Source organism: Filimonas zeae (genome assembly GCF_014641615.1).
In the GTDB taxonomy this organism is placed as follows: Bacteria; Bacteroidota; Bacteroidia; order Chitinophagales; family Chitinophagaceae; genus Filimonas; species Filimonas zeae.
Genome location: NZ_BMIB01000005.1, coordinates 363,266 through 383,261, shown reverse-complemented (window position 1 = coordinate 383,261; position 19,996 = coordinate 363,266). Strand labels below are relative to the sequence as shown.

Genomic DNA, 19,996 nt, shown 5'->3' with positions numbered 1-19,996 from the left:
AATTTTGGTTTTTGAATTTGAACACGGCGGTTAATCTTCCAGATTCAGGGTAATAAAGATCATGCGGGATTGCAGTTTATCGAACACGCTGGAGTATTTAAGACCGGGATCGCGTGAGTGAACATTAGTGAGGCCGTAACTGAATTTTATTTCGGGCGATACGGTTACAAAACGGAGATAGAAGTTAAAACCAATGCCCGCTTCCAAACCAAAATCGTATTTCTTCAGTTTTACCAGGTTTTCTGCGTTACGGGCAGCACTGTTGCTGGCCAGGTCAATATCGTATTTAATACCGCCCAGCATATAGGTTCTGAAATTATTAATACGGTCTGAGTTAAACTTAAAATGAATGGGCAGGCTTACAATGGTAGAAGGCATAGACCGGGTTTCGGTAATCTGCTCGCCAAAAGCCGGATTTTTAAGCGTATAGGTAAAGTATTTGGAGCCGCCGATAACCAGTTGCGGGTTGGCGCGCAGGTGCCAGCGGTGCGTCATTTGCAGGGTGGCCAGCAAACCGAGGGCTATACCTCCCTTGGCACCAGGGTTGGCTACCTGTATACTGTCGTTTTCGAGAAAACGGGGGTTTTTAGAAGTATGGAGATAAGAACTGTTATAGGCCAGGCTGATACCAAAATAATAGAGGTAACTGTCGTGATCGGGTCTGTTTAAACCCTCGCGTATCCAGAATTGGGCTTTGGCTGTGGTGGTGGAAAGTATCATCAGAACAGCGCCGGCCAGCAGACAGGTGAGGTGCTTCCGCAGTGCGGATGGCTTTACTACAGAAAGCTGATAAGCCTTATCAGTTCTTATAGCCGGGTTAGAGTGATAGTCTGAGAATAACAATTTCCTTTTTTTCAGAGTTCTGGCCATTCGCAAATATATGACTGATAACAAACGTGTTTTTTAAAGAAAATATTGTCAAAGGGCTTTACAAAGTAGCGCTTTAAAACGGAATTAGCCTGTAAAATCTCTATGAAAAGCAGATTGTTGTGGATGGGACTGGCTTATATGTCCGGAGGAGGGAAATAACAGGCCCTGCTTTGCAGCAAGACCTGTTGCTATAGAATCCGTGAATTATTGTTTGCTGCCTGCTTTCATAGTTTGCATTTGCTGTTCCAGGCTCTCTATTCTTTTGTTTTGCTGGATAATGTAGAGGGTAAGTTCTTCTATTTTTTTGAGTAGAACTACCTGGTTATCGCCCAGGTCTATCCCTTCTTTGGCTACGGTTGCAGCTGAGGGTACCTCTGGCAGGTGTTTATTGGCGGTGATGAATTTTTCTACCTGATGCAGCGGTTTCAATTGGTAGGAGGAATCGAATACGTAATCGGGCCAGTTAGTTTGGGTGACTGTGACTTTACGGGTTTTGATTTTTCCGTTTACATTCAGATCTTTTTGATTATTGGTTGTGCCTATATACATATTACCATACAGACTAAGTGTGGCGTCTGATCCAAGTACCATTTTGCTTGTAGTATTGGCGGTATTGGCCCATACAAATCCTCCATTATGGAGGCTTGCCATATTGTTTACATCTGAATATAAGGTGCCGCCAGGCATGTAAATAGGCCCGCTGATACCCATATTGCCATTTACATATAACTTATTAGCAGGAGTAGAGGTGCCTATACCTACATTGCCGTCGGCACGTACGTATAGGAGAGAAGTTCCCTGTCCATTTACTTCGGGTTGAAGGAGATTGTTAACAACGTTTAGCGCATAGTAGCTACTGGTGCTGCTTTTTACACCTATTATCGGTCCGAAGTACTCTCCGGCAATAAGTGCAGAAGCGATAGTTGTATTGGCAGCTGCGTACGAATGTATTTTGTAAACTGGTGTAGTTGTACCCAGACCAAGATTGCCCTGTTCATTCAGCCGCATTCTATGTATCATACCTCCTGCTGATGCATTGGCCGTGGTATTGGTATAAAAGTCGATGCCTGTGTTATAGGAACTGCCTCTGTAAAAGCCGATTGCTGCTCCGCCACCAAATCCGCTGGTAAAGGTGATGCCATTCTGTGCCAGGTTTGCTATGTTGCCGGAAATCTTGTAACCACTGAGCGCAGATATGTTGGTGACGGGTGTCATGCCTGCAGTAGAGTTGCCGGTGCTGGTTATAAGGCCGTTTACATCCAGTTTAGAAGTAGGAGATAATGTACCCACCCCTACACTTCCATCACTAAAATAAAATTTTGAAGCATAAAATCCCATGGGATAATAATTGCCGTTAGTGCGGTCATTGGAGGTAATAACAGAGGTGGAATTGGTATAATACAATTCAAGGCCCAGCCCATTGGGTATGTTTACTGCTCCTGTTATTTTGAGTGCATTGGTGGTGGTGGCGCCATTGTTTGTAACAGTTTGTAAGTCCTGAGCTAACAGCCATTGATTGCAAAAAAGACCTATTACCAACAGGCCGTGCTTCTTTTTCATTTTTTAAAGGTTTGAAGTTGAAATATATACAAAGGTATAAATGACAACAGCCCCAAATGGGGCTGTTGAAAGTTATTTACAGAATATATTATTTAGTACCGCTATAAATACAGCAGATGCCCATGGTAAGCGGGTTAAAGCTGGTATCTGTATAACCCACGCCCTGCATAATCTGTGTAAACTGATCTCTTTCCGGAAAGGTTTGCATAGAATCGTTCAGATACTGATAAGCTTCCCGGTTTTTAGCCAGCATTTTACCAATGCCTGGGGCCAGTATGTTCATATATATATTGTACACGGTTTTAAACACCGGCTTGTTGGGGCGGGAAAATTCCAGTACCACCAGTTTGCCACCGGGTTTTAGTACTCGCAGCATTTCGCTGAGGCCTTTTTCCAGGTTCTGAAAATTACGTACGCCAAAAGCTACTGTAATGGCATCGAATGAATTATCCGGGAAGTGAATGGTTTCGCTGTCGCCCTTCTGCAGGTCTATCAACTGACTTAAACCCAGTTTTTTAATTTTTTCCTTTCCTACGGCCAGCATGCCTTCAGAAATGTCTATACCGGTAATTTTTTCGGGATGCAGCAGTTTGTGGGCCATAATGGCAAAATCACCTGTTCCTGTGGCCACGTCCAGTACCTGTTGCGGTCGCAAGGGTTTTAGCAGGTTAATGGCCTTTTTGCGCCATTTAACGTCAATGCCTGCGCTGAGAAAGCGGTTCATGAAATCGTACCGGCCGGCAATGTTGTTGAACATTTCGGCTACCTGCTGTTTTTTTTCCAACTCACTGTTCTGGTAGGGAACTACCCCGTCGTGCGCAAACTTTGCCATAGGGTGCGAAGATACATAATTGCCGAATGATGAAATAGTTATCATTTTTATGAATTGTTTTCCCCTTGTTTTAGGGGTATATGGCGGTTGTCAATTATATTTTTCGTAATTACGCGGTTTGAAACCCTACCTATTCTCCGAAACGGAAGAAAAACAGTGGTTTCCTGCCTTGTAAAACACACTGGTTTACATCGTACATTCACAGCACAAAAAAAAGGAATGCATACAGGAGAAGATATTCGCAGGTTGAACGAGCAAATACAATATGCTGCCGGCTTTATTGACGTACTGAAGGCGGAGATGAGTAAAGTGGTTGTGGGTCAGTCTTATATGGTTGACCGCCTGTTGATTGGAGTATTAAGTAATGGCCACGTACTGCTGGAAGGCGTACCGGGCCTTGCTAAAACCCTTACCATTAAATCACTGTCTCAGGCTGTACATGCGCATTTCAGCCGTATTCAGTTTACACCGGATTTGTTACCTGCCGACGTGGTAGGTACCATGATTTATAACCAGCAAAGAGGCGAGTTTGTGGTTCGTAAGGGCCCCGTGTTTGCCAACTTTGTACTGGCGGATGAAATTAACCGTGCCCCTGCCAAGGTGCAGAGTGCGTTGCTGGAAGCGATGCAGGAGCGCCAGGTAACCATTGGTGAGCACACTTACCCGCTGGACGATCCGTTTTTGGTACTGGCTACCCAGAACCCGCAGGAGCAGGAAGGTACCTATGCGTTACCGGAAGCCCAGGTGGACCGCTTTATGCTGAAAATTCAGGTAGGTTATCCTGACAAGAAGGAAGAGCAAATGATTGTGCGTTCACAGGTGCTGGGACTGAAAGGCCCCAAGATTAACCCTGTGGTGCGGATGGAAGAGCTGGTGAAAGGCCGTGACCTGGCCCGCCAGGTATACATGGACGAGAAGATTGAGCAATATATTGTGGATCTTGTGTTTGCTACCCGCTTCCCCGATCAGTACGGACTGAACAAACTGAAGCGCTTTATCAGCTTTGGTGGTTCTCCACGTGCCAGTATTTCGCTGGCGCTGGCTGCCAAGTCGCAGGCGTTTATGAATAAAAGAGGTTTTGTAATACCGGATGATGTAAAAGCTATCTCCAGAGATGTATTACGCCACAGGATAGGTGTTACCTATGAGGCTGAGGCGGAAAACATTAAATCGGAGCAACTGGTGGATGAAATTATTAGAGTAGTACAAGTACCATAGTGCCATGACATCTGCAGAAGTAATTAAGAAAGTACGTACGCTGGAAATAAAGAGTAAGCGTTTAACCGACCATATGTTTGCCGGTGAGTACCATACGGCATTCAAGGGCAGGGGTATGAAGTTTAAGGAGGTGCGTGAGTACCAGGCCGGTGACGACCCGCGCTTTATTGACTGGAACGTATCGGCCCGTATGGGAGGTGTATTTACCAAGCTGTTTGAGGAAGAGCGTGAGCTGACGGTTTACCTGCTGGTAGACGTGAGTGCGAGCAGTTTGTTTGGTACTTTCCGGGAAACCAAGCGTGATTTGATTACACAAATCTGTGCGGTACTTGCTTTTTCTGCCATTGCCAATAACGACAAAGCCAGCCTTATTTCTTTCAGCGATAAGGTAGACAAATACATGCAACCCCGTAAAGGGCGCGACCATGTGTTGCATATGGTAAAGGAGCTGCTGACGTTTAAACCCAGATCGGCCAGTACGCGTTTGTTAAAGGCGCTTGATTTTGTAAACCACGTATCTAAGCATAAAAGCATTGTTTTTATTCTGAGTGATTTTGCTGATACAGGCTACCGCGATGTATTGCGGGTAGCTGCGCGGAGGCACGATATTATCGGGATACAGGTATATGACCGTCGCGACAAACAATTGCCCCGTATGGGTATATTGCAGGTGCGCGATGCGGAAACCGGCCAGACAGTTTGGCTGGATACCAACGACATGGTTACCCGTACCCGTTACAACGAACAGTTCCTGCGCATAAAGCAGGACGCTAAACTCTCATTCCGTGATGCGGGTTGCGACCTGTTACAAATTGCAACAGGAGAAGACTACGTAAAAGCGTTACAGGAATTCTTTATCAGAAGAGCATGACAAAAAAGTTTTTTGGTCACATTTTATGGGTTTGCTTATTATGCTGCTTTTCGGCGGTACAGGCGCAACATGTATCGGCGGAACTGGATAAAGACAAAGTGCTGTTAGGCGATCAGGTTACACTTACTCTGAAAATGGAGGATTTTAACCCACGTCTGTTCAGTCTGCAATCGTGGTTTAACATTCCTGACACGGGCAACCATATAGAGGTGGTGCGCCGTGGCAAGATAGATACCATATTGCAGGGTGGATATATTGCGTATGTTCAGAAAATTGTTCTTACCTCATTCGACTCAGGCTCGTGGAAGCTGCCGCTATTAAGTGTAACGGTGCTGCGCCAGGGCGAGGCCAAAGCGGCCGAACTGAAAGCATCCCTGCTTACGCTGGACGTGCTAACAGTAGATGTGTCGAACATGAAAGAATACCACCCGATAAAAGATATTGTTGGAATTGATTTACGCAATAACCCGTGGCTTATAGGGGTGCTGGCGGTAATGTCGCTGGTATCGGGCTATGTTTTATGGTGGTTTATTCATGTACGGAAGCGTGCCCGTAAAATGGCACACCTTACCCGTATGCGTAAACGTGGCCGTTCGCCGCTGTACCGTGCCACACAGCAGTTTACTGCACTGAAGAAAACAATACCGGTTCAATACGATCAGATTAAAGAGTTTTATACCCAGGTAGATGATATCTGCCGTATTTACCTGTCTGAAATGTTTCTGGAGCAGACCATGCAAAGTACCTCTGAGGAAATTATGGTGCTGGTAAGGAAGTATGTTTCGGATGCAGAAACGGTAGAGGAATTCCGGTATATGCTGATTATGTGCGATTCGGTAAAATTTGCCAAATACCTGCCATCAGCAGCGGCTGAAGATCAGCTGGAGTTTGTGGAAGGCGCTGCCCAGTTACTACAGCGTATTAACAAGCAGTCCAGAACGAGAACAAAAACCAAATCAAGGAAGAAAAAGAAAGATGCTGACAAAGTGGATTAGCGATATCGAGTTTGCCTACCCATTGGCATTGGTGGCCTTACTGATCATCCCTATTATTATATGGGACTATGTGCGCACGAATAACCGGGTTCAGGCATCTATGATGATAACCACCACCCAGTTTTTGAATAAAAGCAACATGAAGAGCCTGCGTACCAGCCTGCGGCACCTGCCGTTTGGTTTGCGTTGCCTGGCGTTGTTGCTGATTATGATTGCACTGGCGCGGCCTCAGAAAAAATATTCGGCCCAGAAGCTGGAAGGCGAGGGTATTGATATTGTACTGTGTTTTGATATCAGTGGTAGTATGACGGCGCGTGACCTGTTGCCCAACCGTTTGGAGGCAGCAAAAGAGGTGGCGGTGAACTTTGTTAACAACCGTCCGGGCGATCGTATTGGTATTACCATCTTCAGTAACCAGAGTTTTACGCTTTGTCCGCTTACGCTTGACCACAATACCGTTTTAAACCAGATTCAGAACATTCAGAGCGGTTACCTGCAGGATGAAGGTACGGCCATTGGTTCGGGGCTTGCCACCAGTGTGGACAGGTTGCGTGCGGCGGCTTCCAAATCTAAAGTGGTGGTACTGTTGACGGATGGGGTGGATTTTGGTGGTGTGATACCACCGGATATTGCCAAAGAAATGGCCAAGCTGTATAAGATTAAGGTGTATACCATTGGGGTAGGTAGTGAGAATACCGTAGAGGAAGTGGTGAATGGGGTAACCGAGAAAAACAAACTGGAATACAACGAAGGCCTGTTAAAAGAGCTGGCTGATTTTACCGGTGGCCAGTATTTTCATGCAAACGATAAAGCTGCACTTAAGAAAGTATACGAAGGCATTAACCTGATGGAAAAATCCAGGGTAGAGGTAGTAACCTTCAACAAATTTACCGACAACTACCGCGGTATACTGATTGCCGGCCTTATTGTGCTGGTGATTGAACTGGTGGTGCGTTATGCTATTCTGCGCAAGTTTCCGTAGTAACTGATAACTTCGCTACTTATAACTTACAGGATGCGGGCGTTAATTTACAAATCTACAGGCAGCTGGTATACAGCAAAGGGAGAAGATGGACAAGTGTATAACGCCCGGGTAAGAGGTGCTTTTAAAGTGGAAGGCCTTACCAGTACCAACCCTATAGCGGTGGGTGATGAGGTGGAACTTACACCCGAAGATGAGGCTGACCACGTAGCTACTATTACTGAAATTCACGACCGCCGCAATTATATAGCCCGCACTTCGCCCCACAACAAAAACAAACATCATATTGTAGCTTCAAATGTTGACCAGACTTTACTGTTTGCAACATTGAAAGAGCCGAGGACTTCTCAGGGGTTTCTGGACCGTTTTCTGGTTTCTGCAGAAGCGTATCATGTACCAGCGGTGGTAATATTTAATAAATGCGACCTGTTTAAGAAAAAAGAAGAGGAGTTATATGCTGAACTGGAAGCGATGTACAAAGCTATTGGTTATGGCGTATTGCGTATTAGTTTAAAAACGGGAGAGGGGGTGGAGAAATTGCGCACACAGCTTTCCAACAAAACCAGCCTGGTAAGCGGGCATAGCGGGGTGGGAAAGTCCACTTTTATAAACACCCTTTTTCCAGACATGGAACTGCGCACGCAGGAAGTTAGCGGCTGGAGTGGAAAGGGACTCCATACCACCACTTTTGCGGAAATGTTTGATCTGCCATTTAACGGAAAGATAATAGACACCCCAGGCATAAGAGAGTTTGGTCTGGTAGACATATCCCGGCAGGAGTTGTCGCATTATTTCCCCGAAATGCGCGCCTTACTCAATAATTGCCAGTTTAACAATTGCCTTCATATCAACGAACCGGGGTGTGCGGTAAAAACCGCTGTGGAGAGCGGAGAAATTGCCGAAAGCCGTTTTCTGAGTTACTATAGCATATTGGAATCTATCGACGACAAAAATTATTAGGCGCGGTTCATGAGTACCGAAACCAGTTGCTGAGCGGCAGAATGATCTTTCTGCGAATGTGCGAACAAAGAGATGCCATTATAGATATCATACTGTAAAGTAAGTGGCCTTCCTCTGTAGGTAAAGTTCCAGTCGATGCTTTCTGCGTCATCTGTTTTACCTGTAAAGCGCACTTTTTTGTCGTTACCCAGCTGGCGGGTAAAGGAATAGAATTCGTTGAGTGTAGCGGCATCTTCCACAATGCTGAAAGATCCTGAACTGGTAGTAGTGGTGTAGTTGTTTGTTTTCATAGTAACCCCCTTTTCAAATCATAGTTGTTTGTTCATTCTATATTTAGCCTTTCGGGCTTTTTTCAATAGTTTTTTGTCTTTGGGGTCTTCTGCCAACAGCTTTTCTGCTCCTACATTTCTGCCATCGCTTGGGCACCCTTTGCCTGTGCGGCAAGACTGGAACGTAAGGGCAAATAATATGCTAGAAAAAAGGATAGTCCGCTTTAAGAGTTGTACCATAACGGTATTAGGGATTTTTTAGCAGTTAGTTTCGATTGTACGCGAACTATCCTGCTATGTTAGACAATCAATTTTCTATTTCGCTGCATTGAAATCAGAAAACCACGAAGAATATTTTACATAATTATTTGCAATACGGTCAATTTCGCCATGAATCATCTCTTTTGAGATGTCTTTGACCTTTTTTGCAGGAACACCTGCGTAAATGGTGCCTTGTTCCACTATGGTTCCCTCCAGCAACACGGCACCTGCGGCTATGATGGAGTTGCTGTGTACCACGCAACGGTCCATAACAATGGCTCCCATGCCAATAAGCACATCATCGTGCAGGGTGCAGCCATGTACCAGCGCATTGTGGCCGATAGATACATTGTTACCGATGATGGTGGGATTTTTTTCGTAGGTGCAGTGGATAACGGCACCGTCCTGCACGTTTACCTTGTTGCCCATTTTAATGTAATGCACATCTCCCCGTACCACTGCATTAAACCAGAAGCTACAGTCGTCGCCTGCTTCCACTTCGCCTACAATAGTAGCATTGGGGGCAATAAAACAGTTGTTGCCAAATTGAGGGTGTTTACCGCGCACGGGCAAAATTGTAGCCATAGACCGGATGTTAGTTGTAAGTATTTGAAATGTTATTGTAAAGGGGGTTACGCTAACGCTGTAAAAGTACGTGTAAAGGGGCATACTTTGCCGTGTATAGCCACGGAAGGCCGATCTTTGCCAGATTATGAACAACAGGCAATTATTTCAGCAGCATGTGGCGCAGACATCGCCCGCCCCTATAGGGCTGGAGATGGTACGGGCAGAGGGGATATATCAATATGATGTGAACGGAAAAGCATATGCCGATCTTATTTCCGGTTTCAGCGTATGTAATATAGGGCATAGTAACCCAAAAGTAGTAGCCGCCGTACAGGAGCAGGCTGCTGCTTATATGCACCTGATTGTATATGGCGAGTTTATTCAAACCCCGCAGGTTACCTACGCCAAACTGCTGAGCGATCTGTTGCCTGCCAGCCTTAACTCCGTATACTTTACCAACAGCGGCGCAGAAGCTACAGAAGGGGCTATGAAGCTGGCGAAACGGGTAAACGGCCGCAGCCGTATTTTGGCTTTTAACAACGCTTATCATGGTAGTACGCAGGGGGCATTAAGTGTAATGGGCAGCGAGTACTGGCGTAATGCCTACCGGCCTTTACTGCCGGAAGTGTATCATATGCCTTATAACAGCCAGGAAGCGTTGGACCAGATAGATGGTTCGTTTGCATGTGTTATTGCCGAAACGGTACAGGCAGAAAGCGGCATTAACCGCCCTTCTGCCGCCTGGATACAGGCACTACGGAGTAAATGTACCCAAACCGGCACGCTACTGATTCTGGATGAGATACAGGCAGGCTTTGGCCGCACGGGCAGTCTGTGGGCTTTTGAGCAATATGATATAGTGCCGGATATACTGCTGCTGGGTAAAGCCCTGGGTGGTGGTATGCCATTGGGTGCTTTTATAGCGGATAAGGCTTTGATGGATCAGTTTACGCTTAACCCGGTACTGGGGCATATTACCACTTTTGGTGGCCACCCGGTAAGCTGTGCTGCGGGTAAGGCGGCACTGGAGGTATTAACAGCTGGCGGGTATATAGCAGCTGTGGCAGAGAAAGAGGAACTATTAAAAAAGATAAGCCATCCTGCTATTCGGCAATTACGCACGGCAGGTTTGTGGGCTGCAATACGGTTTGACAGTTTTGAAATCAACCATAAAGTAATACAGCGCTGTATTGCCAACGGACTGATTACCGACTGGTTTTTATTTGCCGCAGATTGCCTGCGTGTGGCGCCGCCGTTGATTACTACTACAGAGCAGCTGAAAGAGATTGTCAGGATACTGGTACAGTCGATACAGGAAGCATTGGATTAACTGAATGAAGCAACGGGTAGAGGAAAAAGCAAGCAGGTGCCGGCATTGGCGTATTGATACATCTCTATCATTACGCCAATGCCGTACAAACCAATTACCCTTATCAGTTCAATTATAGTTGCGGAAAAAGGGGCTTGCATTTGTAAAATGCAGCTATATTATTCAGCAGCGTCGGCTGTGGTTTTCGCAGCAGCTTTAGCAGGTGTAGCTTTTGCTTTTTTCTTTTTGGAAGGAGCGGGCTTCACCTTCCTGGCTTTCTTCACCTTCTTCTCCACAATTTCTTCTGCTGTAGTAGCTTTCAGGCCATCGGTAAGTATTTTGGCGGCTTTTTTAGCACGGCTTGCAAACTTTTTATCGCCGAGGGTAACTTTCAGGTCTGAAAAGGCGGCTTCTATGCGCTGGATGATCAGTGTTCTTGCTTCTTTTTTGCTTGTTTTTGTGTTCGACATTCTTCTGGTTTTAATAAAAAGGTAACATAAAGTTAATATAGGGTGGTCTTTGTTCAATGTTAAGTTTTGTGATGATCCGGATTCTTAACATTACGAATGTTTGACACTGAATTACTTATCTGATTGGTGTTGCTACTGCGGTTTGTAACACAGGATGGGAGGGATATATTTATGAATTATGTTTGTAGCGCTGTTACCGGTTACGGATAATAAGCGTATTTATTAACAGATCACTATTTATGACTTATCAACCTTCACCTGCCCGTTACCAGGATATGCAGTACCGCCGTTGCGGTAACAGCGGATTAAAGCTGAGCGCCGTATCACTGGGCTTATGGCATAACTTCGGTTATACCGATGTATATGAAAACAGCCGCAATATTGTAAAAACTGCTTTTGACAATGGTATTACCCATTTTGATCTGGCAAATAACTATGGCCCGCCTCCGGGCTCGGCAGAGGAGCATTTTGGCAGAATGCTGAAACTGGATCTGGCTGCTTACAGAGACGAACTGATTATTTCTACCAAAGCGGGTTATACCATGTGGGATGGCCCTTATGGAGACTGGGGCTCAAAAAAATACCTCGTATCGAGCCTGGATAAGAGCCTGAAACGTTTGCAGCTGGAGTATGTAGATATTTTCTACCACCACCGTCCTGATCCGGATACACCACTGGAAGAAACCATGCGGGCACTGGATTTGATTGTGCGCCAGGGTAAAGCATTGTATGTAGGGCTTTCTAACTATCGTCCGGAGCGTGCTGCGGAAGCTTTCCGTATTTTAAAAGAACTGGGTACCCCCTGTTTGATTCATCAGCCTAAATATTCGATGTTTGAAAGGTGGGTAGAAGATGGTTTGATGGATTTACTGGGTAAGGAAGGCGTAGGATGTATTCCTTTTTCACCACTGGCGCAGGGGCTTTTAACGGATAAGTATCTGAAAGGTATTCCTGCTGATTCCCGCGTTATCAAAAGTGGCATTTTTCTGAAAGAAAGCCATGTAACACCAGAGAAGCTGGAAAAAGTAAGCCGGTTAAACGAACTGGCGCAACAACGTGGTCAAAAGCTGGCGCATATGGCCTTATCCTGGATACTGAAAGATGACCGTGTTACTTCAGTATTGATTGGAGCCAGCAAGCCGGAGCAGATTACCGATAGCATACAGAGTTTGAAGAATACCCATTTTACGCAGGAAGAACTAAACCTGATTAATTCTATTCTGGCTTAGTGTAGTGTGTATAAAAATAAAAGTGCTGCCCGCAGTTATGGACTGCGGGCAGCACTTTTTATGGTGTAGGCGGTTTGCGGCCTGTATTAGTAGTTCCTGCCTTTCTTTTACCTAAAAATGGCTGGAAATAAGAAGGCATCAGTTGCCTCACCTTTGGTTTGCGCAGTGCTACCGGTTTTTGAAATTCTATATAATAGATTTTGAGCAGCAACACAAAATAGGAGATGATGAGCGGACCGAAAATTAAACCCGTAATACCAAACAGTTTCAGGCCCATGATCACCCCCAGTACGGTAATTACCGGATGCACATCTGCCATGCGTTTGGCGAGTATAAAACGTACTACGTTATCTGACAAGCCTATGAGTAATACGCCCCAGCCAATGGTAAAGAAGCCTTGCCAGGTATGCCCCGAGGCGAAGAAGTAAATGCTTATCGGCGCCCATATAATACTGGCACCTACAATAGGAAATACGGAAGCAAAACCTGTGGTAACCGCCCAGAACCCTGGTTCAGGCAGGCCACCTATCCAATAACACGCATAGGCCAGGAGCGCCTGAACAATACAGATAAAAGGGATACCTACGGAATTACTGAATGTCTGGGCTACCAGTTCATCTCCAAACATTTTTATTTTATCGTTAGGAAAAGGCAGAAAGTACAGAAGAGAGGCTTCCAGCCTGTTTACGCGGTCGAACATAAAGTAAAGGAAAAAGTACATCATGAGTACTTCGGAGAAGATGTTCATGCCTTGGTTAAGGATGGTGGTAACAATACCGGTGGCTGCAGCCTGTATTTTTTCCAGGGTATTGTCTGATATGAGCCGGATATGGACTTTTTGCTCAATACGCTGATCCAGGTTTTTAACAGCATCAATTAACGGTTGGGGATTTTCTGCCACGGAAGCGATCTTATTATAAAGCAGGGTAGAAAGCAGCCCTATGGGCAGTAAAATAATAAAAAATGATACGGCTGATACCAAGGCAATAGCGGCATTCTTGTTCCATTTATGTTTTTTAATCAGCTTACACATAAAGGGTTTGCCCAACACGTAGATAATGATAGCGCCCAGAAAAGCAGTAAAAAACTGTTTAAGGTTCCAGAACAGGAAAATGGCCAGTACGAGAATAAAGGCGAGCAGAAAGTATCGGTTAACTTTATGTTCCCGGGGTGTTTCCATTTGGTGTTTTTAACAGTATTGGTACAATGCTTGTACCACATTGAAATACAATAACAATTTACCACATACAAAAAACACAACACTATGACAAGCAATCAAAAATTTTTAGCGGGTATTGTATTAGGTGCAGCAGCAGGCGCTTTAATCACCATGTTCCTGAACAGTGATAAGGGCAAGGAAATTCTGGAAGATGTGCGTGATATTGCTGATGAAGCCAAAGAAAACCTGACTGATATTGGTACTGAAGTAAGTGAACTGGTAACCAGAGGCAAGCAATTTATGCAGGATTTAGGCAACCAGGCTAAAGAAGCAGCTGCCGTATAACTAATCAGCCCGTACATTTTCCGTAACCTATTTATAACCAGGCCCGATAATTTTTGCCATGGAAACACAGGAACAATTCTTCAAAGAATCTGGTCAAAAGATTGAACAATACGTACAGGACCGGTTATTGTTGTTAAAGCTTAAAACAGTTGAAAAGATATCTAAACTGGTAGCAGTAATGTTTGCTGTGCTGGTAGTGGCTGTACTGATATTTTTCATATTTCTGTTTCTGAGCATTATGGCCGGCTACTATTTTGCAGAGTTAACCGGCAGTATGTTCCTTGGCTTTGGCATAGTATCTGCCATTTACATTATTATTCTGGTAACCCTGATTGCTTTACGGAAGAGTGTGCTGGAGCGTATGATTACCAATACGGTTATCAATATATTGTTTGAAGACAAAGATGAGGAGGAAGAAAATGTCAGTACTAACCCTACAAGCGCCAGCCATGAATAAGAAACGTCAACTGGGGCATATTAATAATCTGGCTGATTTGCAGAAGGAGATACAACAGGTAAACACCAGGATAAAGCTACACGAAAAGGATTTGAAGGCCAGATGGGACCGTTTACCACAGGAAACGATAAAGGCAACGCTGGGTAGTGTGATTCCTTTCTTTCTCCGGAATCAGGTAGCTGGTAAAACGTGGACGATATTGAAGTCTGCTATATCACTTTTTGCTGGTGCAAAGGACAAGAAAGTGAACCCTACAGACTGGAAAGGCTTTTTACTGGCTAACGCCAAACATCTGGGCCTGATTGCTGCTTTGCGCGGCTTAACAGGACTGGTGAAAAAGAAAAAGTCTGACTAGATTGTATTTTTTTAATCCATCATAAATTTTAACCTGTATGAGAAGCATTCTTTATCTGATAGCCGTGATTTTAATCATTGGCTGGTTACTCGGCGTATTTGTGTATTCAGCAACCGGATTAATTCACGTGTTACTGGTACTGGCCATTATTTCATTATTGTTACAAGTAATAGGCGGGAGTAGGTGAAAAAAATCTTACGTACATCATTTAAAATACTATTGTGGCTGCTAGGAACTGTTGTGTTTCTGGTAGTACTGGTATTGATTTTAATCCAGGTGCCTGCGGTGCAGCAGTTTGCCAAAAACAAGGTAGTTGCTTTTTTAGAAAAGAAACTGAAAACAAAGGTTGCTATCGGGCGCCTGGATATTAATTTTCCTAAGAGGATTGTACTGGAGAAGATTTACTTTGAAGACCAGCGGAAAGATACGCTGCTGGCTGGCGATACCATACGCGTAGACATATCTATGCTGCGGTTGTTACGCAGTGAAGTGGAGCTGAGTTATCTGGAACTGAATGGTATTACCGCCAATATATATCGTTTGAAGCCGGATACGGTTTTTAACTTTGACTATATTATCAAAGCCTTTGCAGGCGAGCAGAAGAAAGAACCTGCTGATACCAGCGCCAGCACTATGAAGTTTAAGCTGGGCGATATTGTACTGAAAAGAATACGTGGTACTTTTCATGATGATGTAACGGGCAATGATGCCCGTTTTGCGCTGGGTAATTTTCATACAGAGATCACCACCTTCGATCCTGATAAATTTATTTTTTCCATTCCTGAAATATCACTGGACCATGTAGATGCACAGGTGCGTCAATACAAACCATTGGTGATAATAAATCCGTTACCGGAAAGCGTTGCTGATACAGCAGCTTCACAACCTATTACGTTAAAGCTGGATAAGATTGCCCTGCAACAGATAAAGGCGGGGTATACCAATGAGGTGAATGCACTGGCAGCCTCGCTTGACCTGGGCCGTATGAATGTAGTTACAGAAAGTCTGGATCTGGAAAAGCTGTGGATGCGTTTGCGTCAGTTTGAATTAAATGATTCCAGGATTGTGGTACATATGGGCAAAACTACCCCTGTTGTAAAAGGTGAACAAACTTTGCAGCAGCCTGGTGAAGATGATACTACAATGGCAGTACCCTGGCGGCTGGAGCTGAAAGATCTGGGGCTGGTGAATAATAGTATTCAATACGATGATGATAACAGCCCTGCCTTAAAGAAGGGAATGGACTATGGACATATTCTGATTAACCAGCTAACGGTAGATGCCGGCGATATTCTGGCTTCTTCTGAAGGGTATAAGGCAGATGTGCGGCAGGTGGCTATGCAAGAGAAGAGCGGGTTTGTATTAAAGCAACTAAAGGCCAATATAGATTATAATGCGAAGCAGGCGGTTATTAAAGGACTGGTGATGAAAACCAATGCTTCTGAAATTCATAATGAGCTTACGGCTACCTATCCTTCTACAGAAGCGTTTACAAAAAATCCGGGTGCGGTTACACTTGATCTGGATTTGAACAATACGCATATTGCGGTAGCAGACGTAGTAACGCTGGTGCCTGCACTGGAGCCTCAGTTAAAAAACTTCCGCAATAATGTGCTGCATGTAACAGCGAATGCCAAAGGGGCCGTGAACAATATTACTATCGGCAATTTTGAGGCGAGCGGCCTGGGTAAAACTGCTGTGCAGGTATCGGGCAGGGTACAGGGGATGCCTGATGTGGAAAAAGGATATTACGATCTGAAGCTGGCACGCTTTACTACTACAGCAGCAGATATTAACGGTATTGTACCACGCAAGGCTATGCCGGATAATATACGCATACCGGAGAGCATGGCATTACGTGGTAATTTTAAGGGTACTACCAAAGACTTTAACGCAGCACTGGAAGGTAAAACCACGCGTGGTGGGATTAACGTAGTGGCTGTGATGAAGGGAAATGGTAAGTGGTACGATGTAAAAGCAGCGCTGGATAAAATAGATGTTGGCTACCTGGCTAAGCAGGAAAAAAATGTAGGTAAGGTTACCCTTACGGCGAGCGCGAAAGGCAGTGGCTTTGATTATAAAAAAATGAACACCATTGCACGTTTGAAAGTGGTAGAGGCAAATGTAAAAGGCTATACCTACCGTAATCTGTTGTTAAACGCAGATGTGGCAAACGGAGTGGTAAAAGCCAATTCTGAAATGCGTGACCCTAATATTGAGTTTAGTTTGCAGGCAACTGCTAACGTAATACCTCAATATCCGGAAGTGCAGCTGATGCTGCGTTTAGATACGCTGGACCTGAATGCTTTGCATATAGTAAAGGATACATTACAGATGCACGGTGTGGTAAGTGCAGATTTTACCAATACCAATCCGGACTCTCTGGCGGGTAAACTGGCTATTTTTGATTTGAATGTATTGCAGAATACACAGCGTTACAGACCTGATACTGTTGCCGTAAATGCAAGGCAGGAAGGCGGTGACCAGATTATTGAACTGCGCTCTGAAATGGCAGATGTTACCTTGCAGGGGCAGTATAAGCTGACAGAAGTTGCTACAGCGGTACAACACACTATTAATCGTTATTATCGTTTACCAGGCTTTAAAGACACTGCTTTTACTGCGCAGAACTGGACATTGGATATGCACCTGCGCCCCTCCACTCCGCTTGTACTGCAAATGATGCCTGCTTTAAGAGGAACGGATTCTATTGCGGGTAATGTGGCTTTTAACAGTACGGAGAATAAATTAAATATAGACCTGCAGGCACCAAAGCTGCAGTATGGTACCTGGGTAGTAAATGGCATAAATGTAAACAGTGCCACAGAAGAAACATTGCGTTATAATATCAGTGCTCAGGGCGCACGTAATGGTAATCTTCAGTTGTTTCAGCCAACGGTTCGTGGCTTTGTGGATAGCAGTCAGCTGAATGCTACTGTTTCTCTGAAAGACGGAGCAGGTAAAGACTATTATAAGCTGGGTGCTAATGTAGCACAGATTGCCGATGGTATTGAGGCTTCATTGATTCCCGACAGTCTGATTCTTAACCGGGATAAATGGCAGGTGGCGGCTGATAACTTTATTCAGTATGATTCTGGGGGCGTGCTGGTGAACAATTTTACCATCAGTAATAACAATCAATCCTTATCTGTAAACAGTACAGAGAAAACCGTAAATGCACCTGTACAGGTGAAGTTTGAAAACTTCCGCATAAAAACGCTGACGGATTTTGTGGCAAGTGATTCGCTGGATGTGGATGGTATTATAGAAGGGAATGCTGTTGCAAAGAATATAACTACCAATCCTGTTTTTACCTCTGATATTACCGTAAAAAATCTGACCTGGAATAAGGATACAGTTGGAAACATACTGGTAAAGGTAGATAATGAAACTGCCAATGCTTTTAATGCAGATGTGCGTATTGAAGGGCATGGTAATGATGTTCAGCTGAAAGGAATGTATTATACAGGCGAGAGCCGTATGGATCTGAAGCTGGACATAAATAATCTGGCATTATCGTCTATAAAGCCTTTTAGTATGGGGCAGTTGCAGGATGCCAGCGGCAGCCTGAAAGGCAATGTTTCTATGTCGGGCACTTTGCAGCAGCCGCAGATAAATGGTAACCTCCGTTTTGAAGAGGCAAAGATTACACCTATGATGACGGGAGAGCCTTTGCTGTTGAAAAATGAAACGATAGCCATTTCTAACAAGGGAGTAAGCTTTAGTAGATTTACGCTTGCGGATTCGGCAGGTAATAAGGCAACAGTAACAGGTGGTATTTATACCAATAACCTGAAAGATTTCCGTTTTGAAACCAATTTGCGTGCCCGCAATTTTCGTGTGGTAAATGCGCCGCAGGGTACTGACCGGTTGTTTTACGGCAAGCTGAATATTGATACAGATATACAGCTGCGTGGCACACCGGAAGCCCCTTCTGTGAATGGTAACCTGAAGGTGAATAAGGAAACGAATTTTGTATTTGTGCTGCCTACTACTGATCCGGAGCTGGAAGATCGTAAAGGAGTGGTGCAGTTTGTAGATAAAGACCATCCTGTAGATACATTGGTAACCGCTTCTGTGCTGGACTCGCTAAGCGACCAGACGCCACTGAAAGGAATGGATGTGAATATGGATATTGCCACCGACAGTGCTGCTGTTTTTACCATGGTTATTGACGAGCGCAATGGAGATGCGCTGACTATTAAGGGCCGTGCAGACCTGGCAGGCGGCATTGACGAGAGCGGAAAACTGAATCTTACGGGTAGTTACGAACTGGGGGAAGGCTCTTATCAGCTATCGTTGAGTGTGTTGAAACGTAAGTTTGATATACAGCGGGGAAGTACGATTATATGGACCGGAGATCCTACTTCGGCACAGGTAGATATTACCGCAGCGTATTATACCAATACCCCGCCTATAGATCTGGTGGCATCACAATTATCTAACCGGGAGCAGACAGAGATGAACCGTTTTAAAGAAAAGCTGCCTTTTCAGGTATTACTGAAGATGAAAGGGGAGTTGCTGAAGCCGGAGATTTCTTTTGATATAGTGTTGCCGGATGCAGAGTTGTCGCAATGGCCGGAGGTAGATGCCAAACTGCAACAAATGCGGAACGACCCGTCTGAACTGAACAAGCAGGTATTTGCTGTGCTGTTATTGAACCGGTTTGTGCAGGAAGATCCTTTACAGAGTGATGCAGGAAGTACTACGGCAGCTCAGATGGCGAAGCAAAGTGCCAGTAAAATACTGACTGATCAGCTGAACCGTTTAACGGGCAGCCTGATTAAGGGGGTGGATCTGACCTTTGATCTGAATTCTGATCAGGATTACACTACAGGTACCGAGCAGGACCGTACCGAGTTGAATGTAGGCGTATCTAAAAAGCTGCTGAACGACCGGCTTCGTGTAAATGTAGGCAGCAACTTTGAACTGGAGGGGCCGGCTAATGCGAACAGAGAAACCTCTAACATAGCTGGTGATTTGTCTGTAGATTATCAACTGAGTAAGGATGGCAGGTACATGCTGCGGGCTTACCGCAAAAACCAGTACGAGGCTGTAGTAGAAGGGCAAGTGGTGGAAACCGGATTAAGCTTTATTCTTACCTACGACTATAACCAGTTTAAAGAGTTGTTTACAGGCCGTAAAGAGCGCCGTGAGCAGCGAAAAAGAATACGCCGTATTAACAACAATATGGATGACCGCAACAGGAACAACAATAATAATAAGAAGAACAACAACACCAGCAATTCCGGAGGTGGCAACAACTCCGGTCCGCAACAATAGTTAA

19 protein-coding genes are annotated in these 19,996 nt (G+C 44.8%); 12 read left to right on the top strand and 7 right to left on the bottom strand.

The window, feature by feature from the left end; all coding sequences use genetic code 11:
* Positions 1-30: 30 nt before the first annotated feature.
* The 3 genes from porT to ubiE form a co-directional block, all read right to left on the bottom strand.
* Positions 31-870 carry a type IX secretion/gliding motility protein PorT/SprT gene (porT, locus tag IEY13_RS25175; protein ID WP_188957598.1) on the bottom strand — a complete coding sequence of 280 codons (840 nt, stop codon included), beginning with the start codon at positions 868-870 and terminating at the stop codon, positions 31-33.
* 204 nt (positions 871-1,074) lie between these two features.
* The gene (locus IEY13_RS25170; protein WP_188957596.1) at positions 1,075-2,430 is read right to left on the bottom strand and encodes an autotransporter outer membrane beta-barrel domain-containing protein; all 1,356 of its coding nucleotides are present in this window, start codon (positions 2,428-2,430) and stop codon (positions 1,075-1,077) included.
* A gap of 88 nt (positions 2,431-2,518) precedes the next feature.
* Entirely contained in the window at positions 2,519-3,307 is a 789-nt protein-coding gene (ubiE, locus tag IEY13_RS25165) for a bifunctional demethylmenaquinone methyltransferase/2-methoxy-6-polyprenyl-1,4-benzoquinol methylase UbiE (protein WP_229688007.1), read from the bottom strand.
* Between the two features lie 174 nt (positions 3,308-3,481).
* On the opposite strand from ubiE, the gene IEY13_RS25160 reads away from it, so the two are divergent.
* Genes IEY13_RS25160 through rsgA form a run of 5 tightly spaced genes read left to right on the top strand, consistent with a single transcriptional unit; the run spans position 3,482 to position 8,288 of the window.
* A complete protein-coding gene (locus tag IEY13_RS25160) occupies positions 3,482-4,480 on the top strand; it encodes an AAA family ATPase (RefSeq protein WP_188957594.1) in 999 nt (332 codons plus the stop codon).
* Between the two features lie 4 nt (positions 4,481-4,484).
* Positions 4,485-5,351: a DUF58 domain-containing protein gene (locus tag IEY13_RS25155; RefSeq protein WP_188957592.1), complete on the top strand. Its 867-nt coding sequence runs from the start codon at positions 4,485-4,487 to the stop codon at positions 5,349-5,351.
* Positions 5,348-6,346 carry a hypothetical protein gene (locus IEY13_RS25150; RefSeq protein ID WP_188957589.1) on the top strand — a complete coding sequence of 333 codons (999 nt, stop codon included), beginning with the start codon at positions 5,348-5,350 and terminating at the stop codon, positions 6,344-6,346. Before IEY13_RS25155 ends, IEY13_RS25150 begins: the two co-directional genes overlap by 4 nt.
* Positions 6,327-7,328, top strand: a complete 1,002-nt coding sequence (locus IEY13_RS25145; RefSeq protein WP_188957587.1) for a VWA domain-containing protein — start codon at positions 6,327-6,329, stop codon at positions 7,326-7,328. Before IEY13_RS25150 ends, IEY13_RS25145 begins: the two co-directional genes overlap by 20 nt.
* Before the next feature lie 33 nt (positions 7,329-7,361).
* On the top strand, positions 7,362-8,288 hold the full coding sequence (gene rsgA, locus IEY13_RS25140; RefSeq protein WP_188957584.1) for a ribosome small subunit-dependent GTPase A: 927 nt from the start codon (positions 7,362-7,364) through the stop codon (positions 8,286-8,288).
* Here the strand turns inward: rsgA and IEY13_RS25135 are convergent.
* Together IEY13_RS25135 and IEY13_RS25130 are read right to left on the bottom strand one after the other, a co-directional pair.
* Positions 8,285-8,578 (bottom strand): DUF3630 family protein, encoded by a 294-nt coding sequence (locus IEY13_RS25135; RefSeq protein WP_188957582.1) that lies wholly within the window; start codon positions 8,576-8,578, stop codon positions 8,285-8,287. The genes rsgA and IEY13_RS25135 overlap by 4 nt on opposite strands.
* 294 nt (positions 8,579-8,872) lie before the next feature.
* Entirely contained in the window at positions 8,873-9,403 is a 531-nt protein-coding gene (locus IEY13_RS25130; RefSeq protein ID WP_188957580.1) for a gamma carbonic anhydrase family protein, read from the bottom strand.
* A gap of 127 nt (positions 9,404-9,530) precedes the next feature.
* On the opposite strand from IEY13_RS25130, the gene IEY13_RS25125 reads away from it, so the two are divergent.
* Positions 9,531-10,715: an aspartate aminotransferase family protein gene (locus IEY13_RS25125; RefSeq protein ID WP_188957578.1), complete on the top strand. Its 1,185-nt coding sequence runs from the start codon at positions 9,531-9,533 to the stop codon at positions 10,713-10,715.
* A gap of 158 nt (positions 10,716-10,873) precedes the next feature.
* Here IEY13_RS25125 and IEY13_RS25120 read toward each other — a convergent pair whose 3' ends face one another.
* Positions 10,874-11,164, bottom strand: a complete 291-nt coding sequence (locus tag IEY13_RS25120; RefSeq protein WP_188957576.1) for a hypothetical protein — start codon at positions 11,162-11,164, stop codon at positions 10,874-10,876.
* A 239-nt stretch (positions 11,165-11,403) separates the two neighbouring features.
* Here IEY13_RS25120 and mgrA point away from each other — a divergent pair, with 239 nt between their 5' ends.
* Positions 11,404-12,393, top strand: a complete 990-nt coding sequence (mgrA, locus tag IEY13_RS25115) for an L-glyceraldehyde 3-phosphate reductase (RefSeq protein WP_188957574.1) — start codon at positions 11,404-11,406, stop codon at positions 12,391-12,393.
* Positions 12,394-12,451: 58 nt separating this feature from the next.
* Here mgrA and IEY13_RS25110 read toward each other — a convergent pair whose 3' ends face one another.
* A complete protein-coding gene (locus IEY13_RS25110; protein ID WP_188957572.1) occupies positions 12,452-13,573 on the bottom strand; it encodes an AI-2E family transporter in 1,122 nt (373 codons plus the stop codon).
* Between the two features lie 84 nt (positions 13,574-13,657).
* Here IEY13_RS25110 and IEY13_RS25105 point away from each other — a divergent pair, with 84 nt between their 5' ends.
* From IEY13_RS25105 to IEY13_RS25085, 5 genes are read left to right on the top strand one after another with little or no spacing between them, the layout of a single operon-like run.
* Entirely contained in the window at positions 13,658-13,897 is a 240-nt protein-coding gene (locus IEY13_RS25105; protein ID WP_188957571.1) for a YtxH domain-containing protein, read from the top strand.
* Positions 13,898-13,955: 58 nt separating this feature from the next.
* A complete protein-coding gene (locus IEY13_RS25100; RefSeq protein ID WP_188957569.1) occupies positions 13,956-14,354 on the top strand; it encodes a phage holin family protein in 399 nt (132 codons plus the stop codon).
* The gene (locus IEY13_RS25095; protein WP_188957567.1) at positions 14,347-14,709 is read left to right on the top strand and encodes a hypothetical protein; all 363 of its coding nucleotides are present in this window, start codon (positions 14,347-14,349) and stop codon (positions 14,707-14,709) included. The genes IEY13_RS25100 and IEY13_RS25095 overlap by 8 nt, the downstream gene beginning before the upstream one ends.
* Before the next feature lie 37 nt (positions 14,710-14,746).
* Complete coding sequence (locus IEY13_RS25090) at positions 14,747-14,896, top strand: lmo0937 family membrane protein (protein ID WP_146837934.1); 150 nt, start codon at positions 14,747-14,749, stop codon at positions 14,894-14,896.
* Positions 14,893-19,992, top strand: a complete 5,100-nt coding sequence (locus tag IEY13_RS25085) for a translocation/assembly module TamB domain-containing protein (protein ID WP_188957565.1) — start codon at positions 14,893-14,895, stop codon at positions 19,990-19,992. The genes IEY13_RS25090 and IEY13_RS25085 overlap by 4 nt, the downstream gene beginning before the upstream one ends.
* Positions 19,993-19,996 lie beyond the last annotated feature (4 nt).

What these genes read in the sequence shown, in the direction of transcription:
- IEY13_RS25110 (WP_188957572.1), bottom strand. Translation starts at nt 13,573, where the DNA reads ATGGAAACACCCCGGGAACATAAAGTTAACCGATACTTTCTGCTCGCC.
- IEY13_RS25130 (WP_188957580.1), bottom strand. Translation starts at nt 9,403, where the DNA reads ATGGCTACAATTTTGCCCGTGCGCGGTAAACACCCTCAATTTGGCAAC.
- ubiE (WP_229688007.1), bottom strand. Translation starts at nt 3,307, where the DNA reads ATGATAACTATTTCATCATTCGGCAATTATGTATCTTCGCACCCTATG.
- rsgA (WP_188957584.1), top strand. Translation starts at nt 7,362, where the DNA reads ATGCGGGCGTTAATTTACAAATCTACAGGCAGCTGGTATACAGCAAAG.
- IEY13_RS25160 (WP_188957594.1), top strand. Translation starts at nt 3,482, where the DNA reads ATGCATACAGGAGAAGATATTCGCAGGTTGAACGAGCAAATACAATAT.
- IEY13_RS25155 (WP_188957592.1), top strand. Translation starts at nt 4,485, where the DNA reads ATGACATCTGCAGAAGTAATTAAGAAAGTACGTACGCTGGAAATAAAG.
- IEY13_RS25125 (WP_188957578.1), top strand. Translation starts at nt 9,531, where the DNA reads ATGAACAACAGGCAATTATTTCAGCAGCATGTGGCGCAGACATCGCCC.
- IEY13_RS25100 (WP_188957569.1), top strand. Translation starts at nt 13,956, where the DNA reads ATGGAAACACAGGAACAATTCTTCAAAGAATCTGGTCAAAAGATTGAA.
- IEY13_RS25095 (WP_188957567.1), top strand. Translation starts at nt 14,347, where the DNA reads ATGAATAAGAAACGTCAACTGGGGCATATTAATAATCTGGCTGATTTG.
- mgrA (WP_188957574.1), top strand. Translation starts at nt 11,404, where the DNA reads ATGACTTATCAACCTTCACCTGCCCGTTACCAGGATATGCAGTACCGC.
- IEY13_RS25150 (WP_188957589.1), top strand. Translation starts at nt 5,348, where the DNA reads ATGACAAAAAAGTTTTTTGGTCACATTTTATGGGTTTGCTTATTATGC.
- IEY13_RS25135 (WP_188957582.1), bottom strand. Translation starts at nt 8,578, where the DNA reads ATGAAAACAAACAACTACACCACTACTACCAGTTCAGGATCTTTCAGC.
- IEY13_RS25105 (WP_188957571.1), top strand. Translation starts at nt 13,658, where the DNA reads ATGACAAGCAATCAAAAATTTTTAGCGGGTATTGTATTAGGTGCAGCA.
- IEY13_RS25145 (WP_188957587.1), top strand. Translation starts at nt 6,327, where the DNA reads ATGCTGACAAAGTGGATTAGCGATATCGAGTTTGCCTACCCATTGGCA.
- IEY13_RS25170 (WP_188957596.1), bottom strand. Translation starts at nt 2,430, where the DNA reads ATGAAAAAGAAGCACGGCCTGTTGGTAATAGGTCTTTTTTGCAATCAA.
- IEY13_RS25090 (WP_146837934.1), top strand. Translation starts at nt 14,747, where the DNA reads ATGAGAAGCATTCTTTATCTGATAGCCGTGATTTTAATCATTGGCTGG.
- IEY13_RS25120 (WP_188957576.1), bottom strand. Translation starts at nt 11,164, where the DNA reads ATGTCGAACACAAAAACAAGCAAAAAAGAAGCAAGAACACTGATCATC.
- porT (WP_188957598.1), bottom strand. Translation starts at nt 870, where the DNA reads ATGGCCAGAACTCTGAAAAAAAGGAAATTGTTATTCTCAGACTATCAC.